This window comes from Polaribacter gochangensis (assembly GCF_046224025.1).
In the GTDB taxonomy this organism is placed as follows: domain Bacteria; phylum Bacteroidota; class Bacteroidia; order Flavobacteriales; family Flavobacteriaceae; genus Polaribacter; species Polaribacter gochangensis.
In genome coordinates this window covers 467148-487233 of the sequence record NZ_JBJXRF010000001.1, presented here as the reverse complement: position 1 = coordinate 487233, position 20086 = coordinate 467148, and the positions used below count along the sequence as shown (strand labels likewise).

Sequence of the window (20086 nt, the reverse complement as noted above, 5' to 3'; positions counted from 1 at the left end):
TTGAGTAGGACGTATTTTCATAGATTATTAATATGTGTAGTTGCTATATTAGCAACTACAACTGTTTTTTCTCAAACCGTAAAAACAAAGAATGATTCTATTAAAAAAGACACGATTCCAGCGCTTAAATACAAGTTTAAAGCACATCAAAAAGGAAGCATCTTTTTAAACCCACCAACAACCTATTCCGTTACTTTTGATAAAAAATTAAATAAATATATTGTTGTAGAATTTTTGGATGATTTTAAAGTTGGTAATCCAATTTTTATGTCTCCGGAAGAATATCAGAAATATCGCTTAAAAAAAGATATTAAAGAGTATTTCAAAGAAAAGAACGATGCCTTAAGTAAAAAGAAAGGAAATAAAGCTGCACAAAAAAACTTACTACCAACTTACTATGTAAATTCAACGTTTTTTGAATCTATTTTTGGAGGAAACACCGTTGAAGTTATTCCGAGCGGAAATTTAAATATAAAGTTAGGTGGAATTTACCAAAATGTTGATAATCCACAATTATCAGAAAATAATAGAAGTAGTTTTACGTTTGATTTTGATCAGCAAATAACAGCAAGTATTGTTGCAAATGTTGGAAAAAGATTAAAAGTTACTGCTGATTACGATACACAATCTACATTCGATTTTCAAAATTTAATTAAGCTAGAATATACGCCAACAGAAGATGATATTATCAGAAAAATTGAAGCTGGTAATGTTTCGATGCCGATAAAAAACACATTGATAAACGGAGCACAAAGTTTGTTTGGTTTAAAAACCGAATTGCAATTTGGTAAAACAATGGTAACCGCCGTTTTTTCTCAACAAAACTCTGAGAGTAAAGTTGTAACCGCCGAAGCAGGAGCATCCATTAACCCTTTTGAGTTAAGAGCAACAGATTACGACGATAATAGACACTTTTTTTTATCGCAATATTTTAGAGAAAATTACAAGAATTCTCTTCAAAACTACCCACTAATTAGTAGTCCAATTAATGTTACTAGAATAGAAGTTTGGATTACCAATAGAAACTCAAACACAGAAAACTTTAGAAGCATTGTTGCTTTAGCAGATATTGGTGAGCCAAACAAGCCAGATTATGTTGGTTCTGGTGTAAATCCAACTTCTCCATCACAAGTTCAAGGTAAAAACATACCATCGAATAAAGCAAATAATTTATCTAATTTATTAACTGAAACTAGTGGAATTAGAGATATAACAACGGTAGAAAGCACACTTTTAAATTATGGTTTAAGTCAAGGAACTGGGTATTCTATGTTGCAAAATGCTAGAAAGTTAGAAGAGAACGAATATACGTTGAATCCGCAACTAGGATTTATTTCTTTAAACAGAAAACTCTCTGACGGAGAAGTTTTAGCGGTTGCTTATGAATATACAGTTGTTGGTAGTTCAGAAACTTCTTTTAAAGTTGGAGAATTATCTAATGACGGGATTGTAGCCCCAAGTAATTTAGCAGTAAAATTATTACGCAGCGAAATAATCACCACAAAAAGAACAGTTGCAGGGAACGAAGAACAGTTTCCTACTTGGAAATTGATGATGAAAAATGTGTACCCTTTAGGTGTTTTTCCATTAACACAAGATGGTTTTAGATTCGAAATTTTATATAGAGATGATCAAACAGGAATTCCGTCTAACACCTTACAAAACGCTTCAACACCCGGAATAGCAAATAAAACATTATTAAATGTTTTAAATTTAGACAAGTTAGATCAGAGTTCATATGCAGTTGCAAACGGAGATGGGTTTTTTGATTATGTAGAAAATGTCACTGTAAATTCTAACAGAGGATTTATCATTTTTCCAGAAACAGAACCTTTTGGTTCAGACTTATCAAGTTCGTTAACAACACCATCAGATAAAAACGATTATGTGTTCAATGAATTATATATCAACACAAAATCTCAAGCAAAAAATAACCATCAGAATAAAGATAAATTTATTTTAAAAGGGTATGCAAAAACAGAAAACAGTAACGGAATTCCGTTAAACGCATTTAATGTTCCAAGAGGTTCTGTAAAAGTTACTGCTGGTGGTAGACAATTAGTAGAAGGAGTAGATTTTGTTGTAGATTATAATTTTGGTAGAGTTCAAATTATTGACCCAGGATTGCAATCTTCTGGAGTTCCAATAAACGTTTCAACAGAAAACAATTCGGTTTTTAACCAACAGCAAAAAACCTTTATGGGTTTAGAAGTTGAACATCGGTTTTCAGATGATTTTATACTTGGAGGAACACTGTTAAACGTCAATGAAAAACCAATCACTCAAAAAGTAAATTTTGGTAGCGACCCTATTAACAACACCATGTTTGGGTTGAATGTAGAATACACAACAGAAATGCCAATTTTTACAAAATGGGTAAATAAAATTCCGTTTGTAGATACAGATGTTCCATCAAATGTGTCTGTTAGAGCAGATTTGGCCTATTTACTTCCTGGAACTCCAAGTGGCGTTGATGTTAATGGAGCCGCAACAACGTATGTAGATGATTTTGAAGCATCACAAATTCCGATTGATTTATTATCGCCTTTAAATTGGTTTACAGCAAGTACACCACTTACTCAAAATTTAAATGGAGACGCCAACGATTTAAGTTATAACGATAAACGAGCAAAATTAGCGTGGTATTCAATCGATCAATTGTTTTATGGAAACGGTGCTAAACCTGCAAATATTGATAATATAGAATTGTCTAGAACAGAAGTTCGTCAAATTGGTTATTCAGAATTGTTTCCAAATACAGAATTAGATTTAACGCAAAACATTTTAGTAAGAACTTTAGATTTAGCGTATTTTCCATCAGAAAGAGGAACCTATAATTTTGATACCGGAGCAACTGTTAATGCAGATGGAACTTTTTCGAATCCGCAAGATCGTTGGGGCGGAATTATGCGACCATTAACCACCAATAATTTTGATCAAGCAAATGTAGAATATATTCAGTTTTGGATTAAAGATCCGTATCAAGATTATTCGATTACAAATACAGAAGGTTTGCCAACAGGAATTGATCCAAAAAATCCTGTAAATCAAGTCGGAGAATTGTATTTTAACTTAGGAAACATTTCTGAAGACATCTTAAAAGATAATAGAAAGATGTACGAAAACGGAATGCCAGCAGACGGAACGAACACAAACATTACGGCATCAACTTGGGGAAATGTGCCAACAAATCAATCTATTTTATACGCCTTTGATGTTGATGATGCGGCCAGAAAAAATCAAGATATTGGTTTAGATGGATTGAAAAACGAAGATGAATTGAGTTTCTATCAACCAAAAGTTTTTGACATTAGTAAGTTAAATAAGAATGATATTTCATCAGATAATTTTCAATATTTTAGAAGTACCAATTTTGATAACACAAACGCGTCTGTAATTACCAGATATAAAAATTTTAACAATACAGAAGGAAATTCGCCAACGGCAAATCAATCAACTGAATCATATCCAACTTCGTCTTCATCATACCCAGATGTAGAAGATATTAACAAAGATCAAACCATGAATACGGTTGAAAGTTACTTTGAATACAAAGTGTCTTTAAACAAAAATGATTTGGTAAAAGGAAGTAATAATATTGTTGATGAAAAAGAAACGTCGGTAACGTTGGCAGACGGAACTTCTAGAAAAACAAAATGGTATCAATTTAGAATTCCTGTTAGAAGCGGAACGCCAGTAAACGGAATTACAGATTTTAATAGCATTCGGTTTATTAGAATGTTTATGACCAAATTTAAAATGCCAGTTGTACTGCGTTTTGGTCAGTTAGAATTGGTAAGAGGAGATTATAGACGCTATACAAAAACATTAAATCCAGCTGTTAATCCTCCACAAGATTTAACAAATCAAGATTTAAATAATTTTGAAGTTGGTGTTGTAAATATTGAACAAAACGAAGGAAGATATGTATTGCCTCCAGGAATTATTAGAGAGCAATTACAGGGAAGTTCTACCATACAACAACAAAACGAGCAATCGGTTTCTTTAAAAGTAAAAGACCTAAAGCAAAACGAAACCAGGGCAATATATAAAAACGTAAGTGTAGATTTAAGAATGTATAAAAATTTAAAAATGTTTATACATGCAGAACCAATTGTTACAGGAAGTGTTGCTGATAATGATTTGGTTGCTATCATTAGATTAGGAACAGATTTAGATGATAACTTTTATCAAATAGAAGTGCCTTTAAAAGTTTCTGCAAGCGGAAGTTTAGAGCCAACAAATGTATGGCCAGAAGCAAATAATTTAGATGTACTTTTAGAAGAATTAGGAAGGATAAAACTTAAAAGAGATGGAGAAATTCCAAATTCTGGCGGAACATTATCTATCAACAAAATATACCCGTTTCCAACAAATTCGCCTGTGCATTCTGTCGTGTTAAGAGTAAAAGGAAATCCGACTTTAGGATCAATTAGAACCTTAATGCTAGGAGTAAAAAACACAAGACCAACACAAAAAAGTGCAGAAATTTGGTTTAATGAATTGCGCTCTTCTGGGTTTGACAACAAAGGTGGTTGGGCAGCAGTTGTAAATGCAGATGCAAATTTTGCTGATTTAGCAGATGTTTCTGTTACAGGAAGAATGCAAACCATTGGTTTTGGAAATGTAGAAGACAGAGTAAACCAAAGAAGTATAGAAGAAACAAAACAATACGATATTTCTACAAATATTAATTTAGGCAAAATGATGCCAAAAAACTGGGGCGTACAGTTGCCTATGAGTTATAGTGTTGGAGAAGAGTTTAGAGACCCAAAGTACGATCCGCAATATCAAGATGTAAAATTTGCTGAAGCAAAAGAGGTAAACCCAAATAGTGCTAATTCTCAAGATTATACGTTGCGAAAAAGCATTAGTTTTAATAATGTTAAGAAAAACCGAAACCCAGAATCTACACAAAAGCCAAAACCCTACGATATAGAAAATTTTTCGATTTCATACGCTTTTTCTGAAGAATACCATAAAGATTATAATATAGAAAAGTATTTAAATCAGAATTTAAGAGCTGGTGCAAGTTATAATTTTACATTTCAACCAAAGTTTATTGAACCTTTTAAAGATTCAGAATTTTTTAGTAAAAGTAAGTATTGGCAAATCATTAGAGATATCAATATCAATTTATTGCCAAAATCTATTGGATTAAATTCTAGAATTACAAGAAATTTTGTTCAACAAAAATCTAGAAACTTAATTGAAGGATTAAGTCCGCAACCAACATTAACGCAACGTAGATTTATGTTTGATTGGGATTATACTATCGGATTTGACATTACTAAATCGTTGAGTGTAAACTTTAATGCAAACAACAGTTATTTGTATGATAATTTTGGCAACGGAGAAGAGCTAGAAATTTTTGATCAGTTTTTTAATATGGGACGACCAGATCATTACAATCAAAAGTTAACAGCCAATTATAAATTACCAATTGATAAGCTTCCATATCTAGGTTTTGTAACTGCAGATTACAGTTATACAGCAAATTTTGATTGGAAAGCGGCATCAAAAAGTTATGTAGATAAAATTGGAAATTTATTACAAAACTCAAACACACATAACTTTAATACAACTTTTAGTTTTTCTAAATTATATGAAGATACAGGGTTTAAAAAATTATTTATTAGTGATGGAAAAGCTGCAACTAACAAAAACTCAAATCCATTTCAAGCACCACAATTACCCAATGTAAACCAAGTAAAGGTAAAAAAAGCAACGTTAAAAGATAAACTATTATTAGGTGTTTATGATTTTGTTACAGCGGTTAAAACAGTAAAAATTAGTAATGCATCCAACAACGGAACATTATTACCAGGTTATTTAGGAAGTTCTGGGTTTTTAGGAAGAGATCAGGTAAACGGAGGTTTTGCGCCAACATTAGGTTTTGTTTTTGGTAGTCAAATAGACATCAGGAATAAAGCCTTTGAAAAAGGTTGGTTAGTAGATAGAGCCGTTGGTTCTGAATATTATAGTAAAACATATAGTAGAACACATTACAATAAATTAGACTATACCATTTCATTAAAACCATTTAATGATTTAAATATAGAATTGACGGGTAATAAAATTGAAACAAATAATATTTCGCAACAATTAGATGTAGAAGGTGGCGTTTTAAATACATCAACACCAATTACAGAAACCGGAAACTTTAGTACAAGTTTTTCTATGTTATCTACAGTATTTTTAGATTCTGATGAATTATTTAATTCATTTTTAGCAAACAGAACCATTCTTTCTCAGAGACTATCTTCAGAAACTGGGTTGCCAAACACAGCAAACGCTGCTTTTAAAGAAGCAGGGCAACAAGTTTTACTGCCAGCGTTTATTGCTGCTTATTCGGGTGATGAAGCAAATTCGGTTGGATTAGGCTTGTTTAAAAATATTCCGATTCCCAATTGGACGTTGCGTTATAACGGATTAATGAAAATAGGTTGGTTTAAAGATAACTTTACTAGTTTTACAGTAACAAACGGATATAAATCGTCATACACAATTTCTAATTATACCAACAACTTGCAATACGATCAAGCAGATTTAACAAAAGTAAATGCAACTGGAAATTATCAACCAAAATTATTAATTTCGGCAGCAAGTTTAATTGATGAGTTTTCTCCGCTTATTAAAATTGACATGAAAATGAAAAACTCATTTTCATTCAAAGGCGAAATTAGAAAAGACAGAACTCTTACTTTGAATTTTGACAATAGTACATTAACAGATATAAAAGGAACAGAGTATATATTTGGTGTTGGATACAGATTAAAAAACATTGCATTTAATACTCGTTTTGCTGGTAAAAGACAAAAGTTAAAAGGAGATATTAATATGAGAGCAGATATCTCTTTAAGAGATAACTTAACAATGATTAGATCTGTAGATATAGAAAATAATCAAATAAGTGGTGGTCAAAAACTTTTATCTATTAAATTTGCAGCAGACTATAAATTAAGTAGAAACATAACAACATCATTTTATTACAATCACACCATGTCTAAATATGCAATCTCAACCACATTTCCAAGACTGTCTATTAATGCTGGTTTCAATTTAATTTATAACTTAGGCAATTAAAAATTAATCAATAATAATAAAACAATTATAATGAACATTCCATCAGAATTAAAGTACACAAAAGACCACGAATGGATTAAGGTAGAAGGAGATACAGCTACAATTGGTATCACAGATTTTGCACAAGGAGAACTTGGAGACATCGTATATGTAGATGTAGACACTATTGATGATACCGTAGAAAGAGATGAGGTCTTTGGATCTGTAGAAGCTGTAAAAACCGTATCAGATTTATTTATGCCATTAACCGGAGAAGTTACCGAATTTAATGAAAACCTAGAAGACGAACCAGAATTAGTAAACAAAGACCCTTATGGTAAAGGTTGGATGATTAAAGTAACAATAGCTGATGCTTCTCAATTAGATGATTTATTAGATGCGCAAGCTTATCAAGATCTTATTAAAGGATAAAATTATTTTTATTGCACTTATTGTTGCCATAACAATTGGTTTTTTAAGTTTGATAAAAACAGCTAGGTCACCAATTAATTTACCTAATTCAGATAAGATATATCATACGATTGCATATTTTACATTGGCGCTAACATGGTTGCTTAGTTTTCCTGAATCTAGGAGAAATAACCTTGTGAAATATGCAATCGCTTTAGGATGTGTTTTTTATGGCATAATTATTGAAGTTTTACAAACAACTCTTACAACTTATAGAACAGCAAGTTTACTTGATGTTGTTGCAAATTGTGTTGGGGTTTTTATAGCATTGTTAATTTTTAATTCAATTTATAAAAAAATTGATGCTATTTAACTTTAATACTTGCATAAGTCATAAGAATTTAATTAAATTAGCGAACTATTAAAAAAACATTAGGATGGAAATTAAGAAAAATCCAAAATCAAACTTAGAGAATTACTCAAAATTGTTTATTCAATTAGGTTTGGTTTTAGCACTTTTTGTTACATATGTAGCAATGGAAAACAAGACCTATGATAGAGCAATCGATGCATTTGGTGATGCAAACATGCAAGATTTAATGGAAGAAGACATTCCGATTACTGAACGTATAGAAGAAGTTAAACCTAAAGCTCCACCACCACCAGCTCCAGAAAAGATCGAAATCGTAGAAGACGAAAAAGAAGTTGAAGAGACTGTAATCGAAACTACAGAAACTGATGAAACTGAAGCTGTTGAAGTAGAAGAAATTGTAGAAGTAGAAGAAGTTGAGAGTATTGTAGAAGATGTTCCTTTTGCAGTAATTGAGGAAGTACCTGTTTTTCCTGGATGTACTGGAACCAGAAAAGAAAAAGGTGATTGTTTAAATGAGAAGATAAGAAAACATATAGCTAGAAGGTTTAATGGTGATTTAGCAGGTGAATTAGGTTTATCTCCAGGGAAAAAGAAAATCTGGGTTCAGTTTAGAATTGATCCAAAAGGAAACATTACAGAAATTAATGCTTTTAGAACACCACACCCAAGATTAGGGCAAGAAGCTGAGAGAGTTGTAAAAACACTTCCTAAAATGATTCCTGGTAGACAAAGAGGAGTTCCGGTAGGGATGAAATACACACTTCCAATTTCATTTAATGTTGAGTAACATCTAGTTGAAAATAAAGTTAAAAAAGAGCAACCAATTGGTTGCTCTTTTTTATTGGCATCTTTTTTGAATTCATCATCATAACTTAAAACTATAAACTTATGAAAAATGAAAAAAAGCATCCCAAAAAGCAATTAGAAAAGTACACCAACATTTTTATGCAATTATCACTTGTGTTGGTCTTGTTTGTTGTATATCAGTTAATCGAATTTAAAACAATAGAAAAAAAGGTTGGTATTGTTATGCCAGACTCAAATTTTGATTATGAACTATTATTAGAAGAAAATCCATCAAATTTTGTGAAAGAACAAAAAAGAAGTATAAAAAAAGCAACACCAAGAGTTTTAATTCTTGACGAAATAGATCCTAAAAAAGAAGAAGATGCTTTCATCGAAGATTTATTACCAGATTTAGAGCCTTTAGATAAAATAGATGCAAATATTGGAAAAGCTTTGAATGATTATGTACCAGAGGATCTAATAATAATTGATGATGTTCCATTTATTGTTATAGAAGATGCACCTGTTTTTAAAGGATGTGAAGGATTGTCTCAAGAAGAAAACAAAAAATGTTTTATTTCATCAATTCAAAAGTTTGTGTCTAAGAGATTTGATGTAGATTTAGCTCAAAACTTAAGTTTAAGATCAGGAACATATAAAATATTTGCACAATTTGTGATATCTAAAACAGGGAATATAAGTGAGATTAAAATTAAAGCACCACATCCAAAGTTAGAAAAAGAAGCATTTAGGGTCATTGAAAAGCTACCACAATTCACTCCCGGAATGCAACGTAAAGTTCCGGTTAATGTAAAATTTACATTACCAATTACTTTTAGAGTTCAGTAATAATTATAAGATAGAAATATAAAGAGTAATCAATTAGGTTGCTCTTTTTTAATGCGCTTAATATTTACTATTTTTGTTTGTATAAATCAACGGTAAATGAAGTTAGTCCAATACTTAGATTCTACTTATTTAAAAACTCCAGCACAAGCTAATATTTCTGAAAAAGAAACGAAAGAAATTATTATTAAGCTAGTTGAAGATGCCATTGCTTACAATTTTAAATTGGTAATGATAAGAGCCAATTATATTTCGTTGGCAAAAGAGATGATAAGCAAAGCTACATCAAATGTTATGGTTGGTACAGTAATTGGGTTTCATGAAGGATCATATGCTATTGAGGAAAAATTAAATGAAGCGCAAAAAGCCATCAATTTAGGTGTTGATGATTTAGATTTTGTTGTAAATTATGAAGCATTTAAAAAAGGAGAAACTTCTTTGATTAAAGAAGAAATATTAAAAGGGACAGCTTTAGGTCTAAAAAACAACAAAACTGTAAAGTGGATTATTGAAGTTGCCGCTTTAAATAATGAAGAAATTGCTGTTATTTCTAAGTTGATAAAAAAAGTTATACTTGATAATTTTGGTGAAGAGAATGCTAAATACGTATTTGTGAAATCATCAACAGGGTTTTATAAAACAGAAAACAATAAGCCAAACGGAGCAACATTTGAGAGCATTAAAATAATGTCAGAGAATGCAAAGCCATTAAAAATAAAAGCAGCAGGTGGTGTTAAAACAAAGAATGATGCTTTAAAAATGATTACTTTAGGGGTTGAAAGAATTGGAACTTCATCAGCTAGAGAAATAATTGATGCAACAAACATTAATTCAGATTATTAAAAATGAGTAAATATAAAGCACACGAAACAGCTGTAATTGATAAAGGTTGTGAAATTGGAGAGGGGACTAGTATTTGGCACTTTAGTCATATTATGCCAAATTGTAAAATCGGAAAAAATTGCAACATCGGTCAAAATGTTGTGATTTCTCCAGAAGTAGTTTTAGGGAACAATGTTAAAGTTCAAAATAATGTTTCTATTTATACGGGTGTTATTTGCGAAGACGATGTTTTTTTAGGTCCATCTATGGTTTTTACAAACGTTATCAACCCAAGAAGTGCTGTAAATAGAAAAAATCAGTATTTAAAAACCACTGTTAAAAAAGGCGCAAGTATTGGCGCCAATGCAACCATAGTTTGTGGAAATGATATTGGTAAATATTCTTTTATTGGAGCTGGTGCAGTTGTTGTAAAAGAAATTTTACCTTACGCTTTGGTGGTTGGAAACCCGTCTAAACAGATTGGTTGGATCAGTGAATTTGGACATCGATTAAGCTTTAATGAAGGTGGAGTTGCAGAGTGTTTAGAGAGTAAAGAAAAATATCAATTAAAAAATAATAGAGTTACTAAACTGTAAGAACAATAATGAAAAACTATCTTTTTTTATACTTCTTTTTAATTCCAATATTTTTATCTGCTCAAGCAGAACGCCATCCTGTGTTTAAAAATTGTGAAAACCAAAGCATCGATAAAATAGAATCATGCTTTTACAAAACAACAAAAGAGTTGTTTTTTAAAGAATTTAATTCTCCAGTTATTTTAGAAAATGAAAAGTTTAAAGGAACGGTAAATGTTGTCTTTGTAGTTACAAATACAGGTACTTTTAAAGTAATTTACATTAATTCGCTCTATGCAGAATTGCAAGAAGAGGTAAAAAGGGTTTTTAAAACCTTGCCCGTAATTTCTCCAGCAAAATACAATAACAATAATGTAGAAATGCGTTTCGCTTTACCATTAAACTTTCCATTACAAATTGATAATGATATTACGGAGGAAATAATTGAAGAAGTTGTTGAGGTAAAACCTAAAGAAGTAAAAAACATTCCACTTGATGAACGTAAAAAAGCACCATTTATAGAACATAAAAGTCAGTTAAACATTCCGTTTACCCATCAAAGATATATTAATTATGATTATGCTTTAAATAAAAACAGCAACGCTCACACTGCAGTTAAGCCTTATGTGTATAATAACGTTAATGCTGTTTATGATTTAGATGCAGAAAAAAGTCAGTTTTTAAAACCAGAAGAAACAACTTGGTTAAAAAGAAAACTTTGGAACGAACATTTATTAGAAGTTAGAGGCGATGGATATTGGTTCAACGTAGATTTTTTATTAGATGTGCAATTAGGGAAAGACAACTCTGATGTTTCTTATACTTTTAATAATTCTAGAAATTTAACAGTCAACGGAGGATTAGGAAACGATTTTTCCTTCTCAGCAACAATTTATGAGAGTCAAGGTAGATTTGCAGGCTACATAAATGATTTTATTTCAAACCCATCAAATACGTTTAAGCCAGCATTTTCTGAAGGATTAGTTCCAGGAAGAGGAAAAGCAAAAGGGTTTAAAGCGGATGCTTTCGATTATCCGGTAGCCGAAGGATATTTGGCATATACACCAAATAAATTTTTGCAATTTCAGTTTGGTAATGGAAAGAATTTTATTGGAGACGGATATAGATCTCTTTTACTTTCTGATGTTTCATCACCAATGCCATATTTAAAAATGAGTGTAAATTTTTGGAAATTAAATTACACAAATATTTGGCTTTGGGGAACAGATGTAAGGCATCCAGTAGTTGTAAACAATGAACATCCAAGAAAATATATTGCCATACATTATTTAAGTCTAAACCTTACAGATAAATTAAATATAGGGTTTTTTGAAACAGCTGTTTCTAAAGGAGATCAAGGTTTTGATATCGGTTTTATGAATCCATTAATGTTTTATAGAGCTGTAGAGTTTAGTAGAGGAGAAGATGCAGGAAACGCAATGTTAGGATTAACAGCAAAATACAAACTAAAAGAAAACCTCGTTTTATATTCTCAATTGGTTGTAGATGAATTTTCTTTCGGAAAAATTAGCGATTTAGGATATTGGGGAAACAAATTTGGATTTCAATTTGGAGCTAAATATTTTGATGCATTTAATGTAAAAGATTTGTATGTGCAAGCAGAATTAAACACTGTAAGACCATATACGTTTGCACATAAAGACCCCCTCTTAAATTATGGTAATTATAGCCAACCATTAAGTCATGCTTGGGGAGCCAATTTTTGGGAAGCAATTTTGATTGGAAATTATAAATTTGATAGATGGACAACAAGTGCTAAAGTAATTATAGGGCAGAAAGGTTTTGATGAATTTGCTTCTGTAAGTAATGGTGGAGATATTTATAAGTCGTACGATTTAAGAAAAGGAAATTATGACAATGAAGTTGGTCAAGGTAACAAAGCGGCTATATTTATTGCAGATTTTCAAGGAAGGTATTTATTAAACACATCAAATAATTTAAGTTTATTTGGCGGATTTACATTTAGAAATTTTTCTTTAGAGAGAAACCCCTCTAATACTCAAAGTGTTGCATTGTGGTTTTCAGTTGGAATAAAAGCAGATTTATTTAACTGGTATTTTGATTTTTAAAAAACAGTAAAATTTTTAAAAAAAATAGTAGAATTTATTAAAAACTTGTATATTTGTTATGTGGTGTAAAAACCACTTTCTTTTTCATAGCAATTTTCCCACTCTAACTTAGAGTGGGTTTTTTTATTTCTAAAAGTTGTGTAATTTTTTCATAAAAAAAAGCCTTAACAAATTAATGTTAAGACTTTCTTGTACTCAAGATGGGACTTGAACCCATACGGGCATTACTGCCCACTGGATTTTAAGTCCAGCGTGTCTACCAATTCCACCACTTGAGCATTGGTATTATATAAAAGAATAGAGCGAAAGACGGGATTTGAACCCGCGACCCTCACCTTGGCAAGGTGATGCTCTACCCCTGAGCTACTTTCGCGCAGTATATTTTAAAGAACTTGCATATCTTTCAATGCGGGTGCAAAGTTAAAACAAAAAAGCAATTACCAAAGTTTTTTTTGAAATATTTTAAATAGAAATCTAATTCATTTTTTATAGCAGAAAAAGCAAGAAATTAGCACAGAATAAAATATCTTTGCAAAAGGTTTGAAAACAAATAAATGAGCTCGATTTCTAGCATAGAAGATAAATCAATAATTAAAAAGTTTATAACAGATTTTAAGCAACTTACAAAAGTCGGTTTGTCTTTAAGTGTAGTCTTTTCTTCCATTGCTGGCTATTTATTAGCGGCCGAAATTGTTGATACTTTTATCATCATTCAATTAGCTATTGGTGGGTATTTTATGGTTGGTGCATCAAATGCATTTAATCAAGTGATAGAAAAAGATACAGATGCTTTAATGAAAAGAACGATGAATAGACCTTTGCCAACTGGCAGAATGACCGTTTCTACTGCATTGATAATAGCATTTTCTTTCACAGTTTTAGGAATTGCAATTTTATATAACATCAACGAAAAATCTGCATTGTTTGGAGCGATATCAATTTTTTTATACACGAGTGTTTATACTCCGTTAAAATCTGTAACTCCATTAACTGTTTTTGTAGGAGCAATTCCTGGAGCAATTCCTTTTATGTTAGGTTGGGTTGCAGCAACAAATCAATTTGGTATTGAAGCTGGGTTTTTATTTTTAATTCAGTTTTTTTGGCAATTTCCACACTTTTGGGCAATTGGTTGGTTACAATTTGAGGAATATCAAAAAGCAGGATTTAACATGCTGCCAATGAATAAAAAAGATAAAGGGGCAATAAAGCAAATTATCTTTTATACTTTTATCATGATTTTAGTTTCTGTAGCACCAGTATTAAAGGTAACAGGAGCATTTTATATTTATCCTGCAACTGCAATAGTTATAGCTTTAGCAGGTTGTTCGATGTTGTACTATGGAATACAATTACACAGAACAGAATCTAATACCGAAGCAAGAAAATTAATGTTATCAAGTGTAATTTATATTACACTAGTTCAAATAATATACGTAATAGATAAATTTTTACATTAAATACAATGAGTCAAGAAAGTTTAAAGGCAGAATTAAATGTAGCCAAAAAGAGTTCAGCAAAACCAATGTTGTGGATTTCTATGATTAGCATGACAATGTTTTTTGCCGGATTAACAAGTGCTTATGTAGTAAGTAGAAAAAGAGAAGATTGGGTGTCGTTTGATTTACCTATGTCTTTTTATATAAGTACAGCATTAATTATTTTTAGCAGCTTAACATTTATTATAGCACAGAGATTACTTAAAAAAGACAAAACAAAAGGAAGTTTTTTACTCCTTTTAGTTACTTTAGTTCTAGGTGTTGGATTTATTTATTATCAATACGAAGGGTTCATTGAATTAAGAAATGTTGGGTTGTTTTTTACCGGACCAAACAGTACAGTTTCAACTTCATTTATAATTGGTATTACTTTTATGCACGTTTTACATCTAGTGGCAGGGTTAATTGTGCTACTAGTAGTAATTTATAATCATTTTAAATCTAAGTATAATTCCGCAGAAATGCTTGGTTTTGAGCTTGGTGCAATTTTTTGGCACTTTGTAGGAGTACTTTGGATGTATCTATTTTTCTTTTTCTATTTTATTAGATGATGAAAATTATGTAATTTTGACAAACTATTTTAAAAAATAATTAATATAGCTATTTATGGGAGCAACTATTGCTGTAAATTCTGAAGACAAAACTGCCTGGAACGGTGGCGGGAAAAAACCTTTTGGAGCGAGTTACGGAAAAATGATGATGTGGTTTTTTATCGTATCAGATGCATTAACTTTTTCTGGGTTTTTAGCCGCATACGGTTTAACAAGATTTAAATTTATAGACTCTTGGCCAATTGCCGATGAAGTTTTTACACACTTTCCGTTTTTACATGGAGTACATGCACCGATGTACTATGTAGCTTTAATGACATTTATTTTAATCTTTTCTTCTGTAACAATGGTGTTAGCTGTTGATGCTGGTCATCAAATGAAAAAGAAGAAAGTAGCTTGGTACATGTTATTTACGATTATTGGAGGTTTAATATTCTTAGGATCACAAGCTTGGGAGTGGAAAAACTTTATCAAAGGTTCTTACGGAGCTGTACAAACTACAGATGGTAAAATTTTACAATTTGTTAAAGATGGTCATCAAATCGCTTTGTCAGATTTTGTAGTTGATGCACATGAAGAAAGAGTAGAACATACAAGAAAAAATGGAATATGGAATGTTTCAGAAGCAACTCTACCAAGTTATTCTGTTAATGAAGTTGTAAATTCTTACAAGAATAATCCAGATGTTTTAATTAGAACTGAGAAAATAGACCTATCAACAAAACAAAAAACAATACTTTCTAGAGAGGAAGGAGCTCGTTATTTGTTAAATGCAAAACAAGTTGTTGAAGGGGCAAACCTTCAAGTAAATGAATATGGAAATCCAATTTTTGCAGACTTCTTTTTCTTTATAACTGGTTTTCACGGGTTTCACGTATTCACCGGGGTTCTTATAAATATTATTATATTTTTTAATGTTATTATTGGTACTTACGAGCGCCGCGGACATTATGAAATGGTAGAAAAAGTAGGATTATATTGGCACTTTGTAGATTTAGTTTGGGTATTTGTATTTACATTCTTCTACTTAGTTTAATTATAAAAAAATTATAAAAATGGCACACGCGCACGAGTCAAATACAAAAAGAATATGGATGGTTTTTGGAATACTATCTGTAATAACAATAGTAGAAGTTATTTTTGGTATTATTAAACCAGCTAGTTTACATTTAACAAGCTTTTTAGGAACAAGCCCTTTAAATTGGATTTTCATCATTTTAACAATAGCGAAAGCTTATGGTATTACTTGGGCATTTATGCACATGGAGGGTGAAAAAAAATGGTTTAGAAGAGCTGTAGTTTGGACATCAGTATTTTTAATATGCTATCTTGTTACTTTGCTATTAATAGAAGGAGGATATATATTTGATGTATTGTCTCCTTTGACAAAATGGAATTACTAATTTGTATTAAAAAATAAAAAGGTGGTTTTAACCACCTTTTTTTTTGCCACATGATAAAAAATAGAAAAACAAAAGCTCTCGCTTTATCTGCATTATTTTTAGGGCCGTTAATCTTTTATATTTTCTTGTCTTTAGGAATTTATCACCATGCTAATTTACCAATTCTAACCAAAAATGTAGAAAATGTAAAAGGAGAAGTTTCATTTAAAGATCATTTTTCTGTAGTTAGTTTTTTAGGTACGGATATCGAAAAAAATAAAGGTGGACTCTTTAACTTAAACGAAGTTATTTATAAAAGATATCGTAAAAGTATGTTTTTTCAATCTGTATTAATTGCTCCAGAAGGAACAGAAATACAAGTAAACGCTTTAAAGAAAAAGTTAAGCTCTTATACAGATATTAACAACTGGAAGTTTGTTTTTATGAGTGCTGATGATATTAAAAAGGTGTTTAATAGTTTTGATTCTCCCTATACAATCAACCAAGATTTAAGTTCAGAATACGTTTTTATTGTTGATAGAGAATTGCGTTTACGTGGAAGAAAAGACGATGAGGATACAGACAATGGAAGATTATATGGGTACGATATGAATTCTGTAAATGATCTTAAAAATAAAATGAAAAAGGATATTGAAATTATATACTATCAATTAAAAAAATCGTTAGAAAAGGAGAAACGCTTTAAACGTAAAATATAAAGTAAAATGAAAAAAAAGTATTCTTATATCGGTATCTCATTTGTGATCTTACTCTTCGGAATTTATGTAGTACCAAAAGTAGTAAAGAAATTTCAAAAATCTGATTTGGTTACTTTTAATAAAGTTCCTGAATTCGAATTTATCAACCACAATGGAAATACAATTACCAATAAAAACTTTGAAGGAAAAGTATTTGTAGTTGAATTTTTCTTTACAACATGTCCGTCTATTTGCCCTATTATGAATCAAAAAATGATTGATGTACAAAATAAATTTTATGGAAATCCAAACTTCGGCATTGCTTCTTTTTCCATCACACCAAATATTGATACTCCAGAAGTTTTAAATCAATACAGAAAAGAACATAATATTACAAGTGCTAATTGGCAAATGTTAACAGGCAAAAGTCAAGAATATGTATATGATTTATCTAACAAAGGATTTAAATTATACGCTGGAAATGGCGATGGTGAACATGGTGGATTTGAACATTCTGGTTTGTTTGCATTAATTGATAAAGAAGGTAACATTCGCTCTAGAAGAGATCCTCACGGAAACCCAATAATGTATTATAGAGCTTTAGAAGAAAATGGTTTTGCCGATCAAATAGCAGAACTAAAAGAAGATATAAAGATTTTGTTAAATGAGTAAGAAAATATCTAATCAAGAAAAAAAGTACAATAGAATAATTGTTTTTTTATCAATAAGTATTCCTTTAGTTGTTGCTCTTTTATTTGGCGTAAACCTAAGAAAATTAGGCTTTGACGTAGCCCCTTTAACATTTTTGCCGCCAATTTATGCCACAATAAATGGAGTTACAGCCATTCTTCTTGTCGGTTCAGTTATCGCAATTAAAAAAGGAAACAGAAAGCTACACCAGCAATTAAACACAACTGCAATTATTTGTTCTGCATTGTTTTTGTTGATGTATGTTGCTTATCATATGACTTCTGAATCTACTAAATTTGGAGGAGAAGGAGTGATAAAGTATATGTATTATTTTATTTTGATTACACATATTTTGCTATCAATAGTAGTCATCCCTTTTGTGTTAATTACCTTTGTAAGAGCAAGATTGGGAAAATTTTCTGAACACAAAAAAGTTGCAAAAATCACCTTCCCTTTATGGTTGTATGTTGCAATAACGGGTGTTTTAGTTTACATAATGATTTCTCCTTATTATTTATAATTATGAAAAAAAGTATTGTTTTAGTTGTTGTTCTATTTTTTGCAATTGATGCAAATGCACAGTGTGCAATGTGTAAAGCTGTTGTAGAAAATGGTGATCAAGAAATGGCAGAAGGAATAAATACAGGCATTACTTATTTAATGGCTTTTCCATATCTTTTAGTTGCACTTTTAGGCTATGTTTTATACAGATATAAAAAAAGAATAAAAAATTAACTCTTCAATAAGGTAAAAAAACCTGTAACAAATTCTGTTTTCACTCGTCATATAAACACCATCAAATAAATTTATGTTTGATTATAATTAATAGTGTTCATTATCAAACACTTGCATTTAATTACGTTTTTTTAAATTGCAGTAAAACAGATACTTATAGACTTATTTGTTTTGGCTTGACTATTGAATTATACTATAAAGAGTAAATAGAAACTAACAAAATATCATTAATGAAAACAAAATTTTTAGTAGTTATAGCATTCATTGCTTTTTCCTTCTCAGGAATGTCGCAAAAAAAATGGGACTTAAAAGAAGCGGTAGAGTATGCATTAAAAAATAATATCAGTATTAAAAAAGGTGAGTTAACTATAGAAAAAGCAAACCAAAATATTATTGGGGCAAAAGGAAATTTTTTACCAAATTTAAACGCTTCTTCTGGGGCCAATTTAAATTTTGGTTCCACCATTGACCCTGTAAGTAATGGTAGAATTTCTTCTACTAGTTTTAGCTCTTCTTATCGTATAAACAGTGGTGTTACAGTTTTTAACGGCTTTAGGTTATTAAATACCTATAAAAGTAATCAATTGAATCTTTTAGGTAATCAATTAGATTTACAAAGGATTAAAGATGATATTTCTTTAAATGTTGTCAACTCTTATTTAAATATATTGTTTGCTAAAGAAAATTTAGCAGTAGCAAAAGTGCAAGCAGAAATAAGTAAAAAGCAAATTGAAGTAGCCAAAAACCAAGTAGATGCGGGTTCTAAACCTAAAGGCGAATTATTAAACGCTCAGTCTGCTTATGCAAATGATTTACAAACTGTTGTTTCTTTAGAAAACACGTTAGATATTGCATTATTAGGACTTGCTCAATTATTACAAGTGGATCCAAATAATTTTGATGTTGCAAAAATAGATGTTGGAGCTCCTTCTGCTTCTTTAATGTTTAAAAGCCCAGATGCTGTTTATAAAAAAGCAGTAGAAACTAGACCTGAAATACTGAGTGCAAAATTACAGGGTGAGTACGGAGACTTACAAATTGCAATTGCTAAAAGTGGATTTTTACCTAGTGTAACTGCTTCTGCAAGTGCAGGAACTAATTTTAGTCACAGGTTCACTATTTTTCAAGGGCAACAAAATGATTATTTTTTCAAACAATTAAATGATAACTTTGGATATGGTATAGGTTTATCAGTGAATATCCCTATTTTTAATCGATTTCAGAACAAAGTCAATCTTAACAGAGCAATAATTGATAAAGAAGACTCCAAATTAAATCTTGAAAATGCAAAGTTAAGCTTACAACAAACAATTCAACGAGCTTTTTTAGATGCTAAAGCAGCGTTAAAAAGTTATGAAGCAGCCAGGTTATCTTTAGATGCACAGCAAGAAGCATTTAAAAATGCACAACAGAGATATACTTTTGAAGCAATTACATCCTTTGAATTTGACCAAGTAAGAAATAGATTGGTAAACGCAGAGTCAACTTTGATTAGAGCAAAATATGATTATGTATTTAAATCAAAAGTGTTGAAATTTTATAATGGAGAATCTGTTTTAGATTAAA

At 30.7% G+C, this 20086-nt stretch carries 17 protein-coding genes and 2 tRNA genes; 17 read left to right on the top strand and 2 right to left on the bottom strand.

Annotation, left to right across the window (positions count from 1 at the left end; genetic code table 11):
- From sov to ACEWL1_RS02215, 8 genes are all read left to right on the top strand, one after another.
- On the top strand, window positions 1–7086 hold the full coding sequence (gene sov / locus ACEWL1_RS02250; RefSeq protein ID WP_409231656.1) for a T9SS outer membrane translocon Sov/SprA: 7086 nt from the start codon (window positions 1–3) through the stop codon (window positions 7084–7086).
- A 30-nt stretch (window positions 7087–7116) separates the two neighbouring features.
- Window positions 7117–7497 carry a glycine cleavage system protein GcvH gene (gene gcvH, locus ACEWL1_RS02245; protein ID WP_409231655.1) on the top strand — a complete coding sequence of 127 codons (381 nt, stop codon included), beginning with the start codon at window positions 7117–7119 and terminating at the stop codon, window positions 7495–7497.
- A complete protein-coding gene (locus ACEWL1_RS02240) occupies window positions 7463–7849 on the top strand; it encodes a VanZ family protein (protein WP_409231654.1) in 387 nt (128 codons plus the stop codon). The genes gcvH and ACEWL1_RS02240 overlap by 35 nt, the downstream gene beginning before the upstream one ends.
- A 64-nt stretch (window positions 7850–7913) precedes the next feature.
- The gene (locus ACEWL1_RS02235) at window positions 7914–8636 is read left to right on the top strand and encodes an energy transducer TonB (protein ID WP_409231653.1); all 723 of its coding nucleotides are present in this window, start codon (window positions 7914–7916) and stop codon (window positions 8634–8636) included.
- Between the two features lie 101 nt (window positions 8637–8737).
- Complete coding sequence (locus tag ACEWL1_RS02230; RefSeq protein ID WP_409231652.1) at window positions 8738–9484, top strand: energy transducer TonB; 747 nt, start codon at window positions 8738–8740, stop codon at window positions 9482–9484.
- A 96-nt stretch (window positions 9485–9580) separates the two neighbouring features.
- A complete protein-coding gene (deoC, locus tag ACEWL1_RS02225; protein WP_409231651.1) occupies window positions 9581–10324 on the top strand; it encodes a deoxyribose-phosphate aldolase in 744 nt (247 codons plus the stop codon).
- A 2-nt stretch (window positions 10325–10326) separates the two neighbouring features.
- Window positions 10327–10899 (top strand): acyltransferase, encoded by a 573-nt coding sequence (locus ACEWL1_RS02220; protein WP_409231650.1) that lies wholly within the window; start codon window positions 10327–10329, stop codon window positions 10897–10899.
- A gap of 8 nt (window positions 10900–10907) precedes the next feature.
- Window positions 10908–12968, top strand: a complete 2061-nt coding sequence (locus ACEWL1_RS02215) for a gliding motility protein RemB (protein ID WP_409231649.1) — start codon at window positions 10908–10910, stop codon at window positions 12966–12968.
- 192 nt (window positions 12969–13160) lie between these two features.
- Here ACEWL1_RS02215 and ACEWL1_RS02210 read toward each other — a convergent pair.
- A tRNA-Leu gene (locus ACEWL1_RS02210) sits at window positions 13161–13246 on the bottom strand.
- Between the two features lie 23 nt (window positions 13247–13269).
- Window positions 13270–13341 (bottom strand) — tRNA-Gly (locus ACEWL1_RS02205).
- Between the two features lie 181 nt (window positions 13342–13522).
- Here ACEWL1_RS02205 and cyoE point away from each other — a divergent pair.
- The 9 genes from cyoE to ACEWL1_RS02160 all read left to right on the top strand — a co-directional run bounded on the left by cyoE (window position 13523) and on the right by ACEWL1_RS02160 (window position 20085).
- On the top strand, window positions 13523–14425 hold the full coding sequence (gene cyoE, locus ACEWL1_RS02200; protein ID WP_409231648.1) for a heme o synthase: 903 nt from the start codon (window positions 13523–13525) through the stop codon (window positions 14423–14425).
- Between the two features lie 5 nt (window positions 14426–14430).
- Window positions 14431–15015: a cytochrome c oxidase subunit 3 gene (locus tag ACEWL1_RS02195; RefSeq protein ID WP_409231647.1), complete on the top strand. Its 585-nt coding sequence runs from the start codon at window positions 14431–14433 to the stop codon at window positions 15013–15015.
- Window positions 15016–15070: 55 nt separating this feature from the next.
- Window positions 15071–16051, top strand: coding sequence for a cytochrome c oxidase subunit 3 (locus ACEWL1_RS02190; RefSeq protein WP_409231646.1), 981 nt, complete (start codon window positions 15071–15073; stop codon window positions 16049–16051).
- 19 nt (window positions 16052–16070) lie between these two features.
- Window positions 16071–16418 (top strand): cytochrome C oxidase subunit IV family protein, encoded by a 348-nt coding sequence (locus ACEWL1_RS02185; protein WP_409231645.1) that lies wholly within the window; start codon window positions 16071–16073, stop codon window positions 16416–16418.
- Between the two features lie 50 nt (window positions 16419–16468).
- Window positions 16469–17116 carry a hypothetical protein gene (locus ACEWL1_RS02180; RefSeq protein WP_409231644.1) on the top strand — a complete coding sequence of 216 codons (648 nt, stop codon included), beginning with the start codon at window positions 16469–16471 and terminating at the stop codon, window positions 17114–17116.
- A gap of 6 nt (window positions 17117–17122) precedes the next feature.
- The gene (locus ACEWL1_RS02175) at window positions 17123–17767 is read left to right on the top strand and encodes an SCO family protein (protein WP_409231643.1); all 645 of its coding nucleotides are present in this window, start codon (window positions 17123–17125) and stop codon (window positions 17765–17767) included.
- A complete protein-coding gene (locus ACEWL1_RS02170; protein WP_409231642.1) occupies window positions 17760–18305 on the top strand; it encodes a DUF420 domain-containing protein in 546 nt (181 codons plus the stop codon). The genes ACEWL1_RS02175 and ACEWL1_RS02170 overlap by 8 nt, the downstream gene beginning before the upstream one ends.
- A 2-nt stretch (window positions 18306–18307) precedes the next feature.
- Window positions 18308–18520, top strand: a complete 213-nt coding sequence (locus ACEWL1_RS02165; RefSeq protein WP_409231641.1) for a hypothetical protein — start codon at window positions 18308–18310, stop codon at window positions 18518–18520.
- Window positions 18521–18750: 230 nt separating this feature from the next.
- On the top strand, window positions 18751–20085 hold the full coding sequence (locus ACEWL1_RS02160) for a TolC family protein (protein ID WP_409231640.1): 1335 nt from the start codon (window positions 18751–18753) through the stop codon (window positions 20083–20085).
- The last annotated feature ends 1 nt before the right edge of the window (window position 20086 follow it).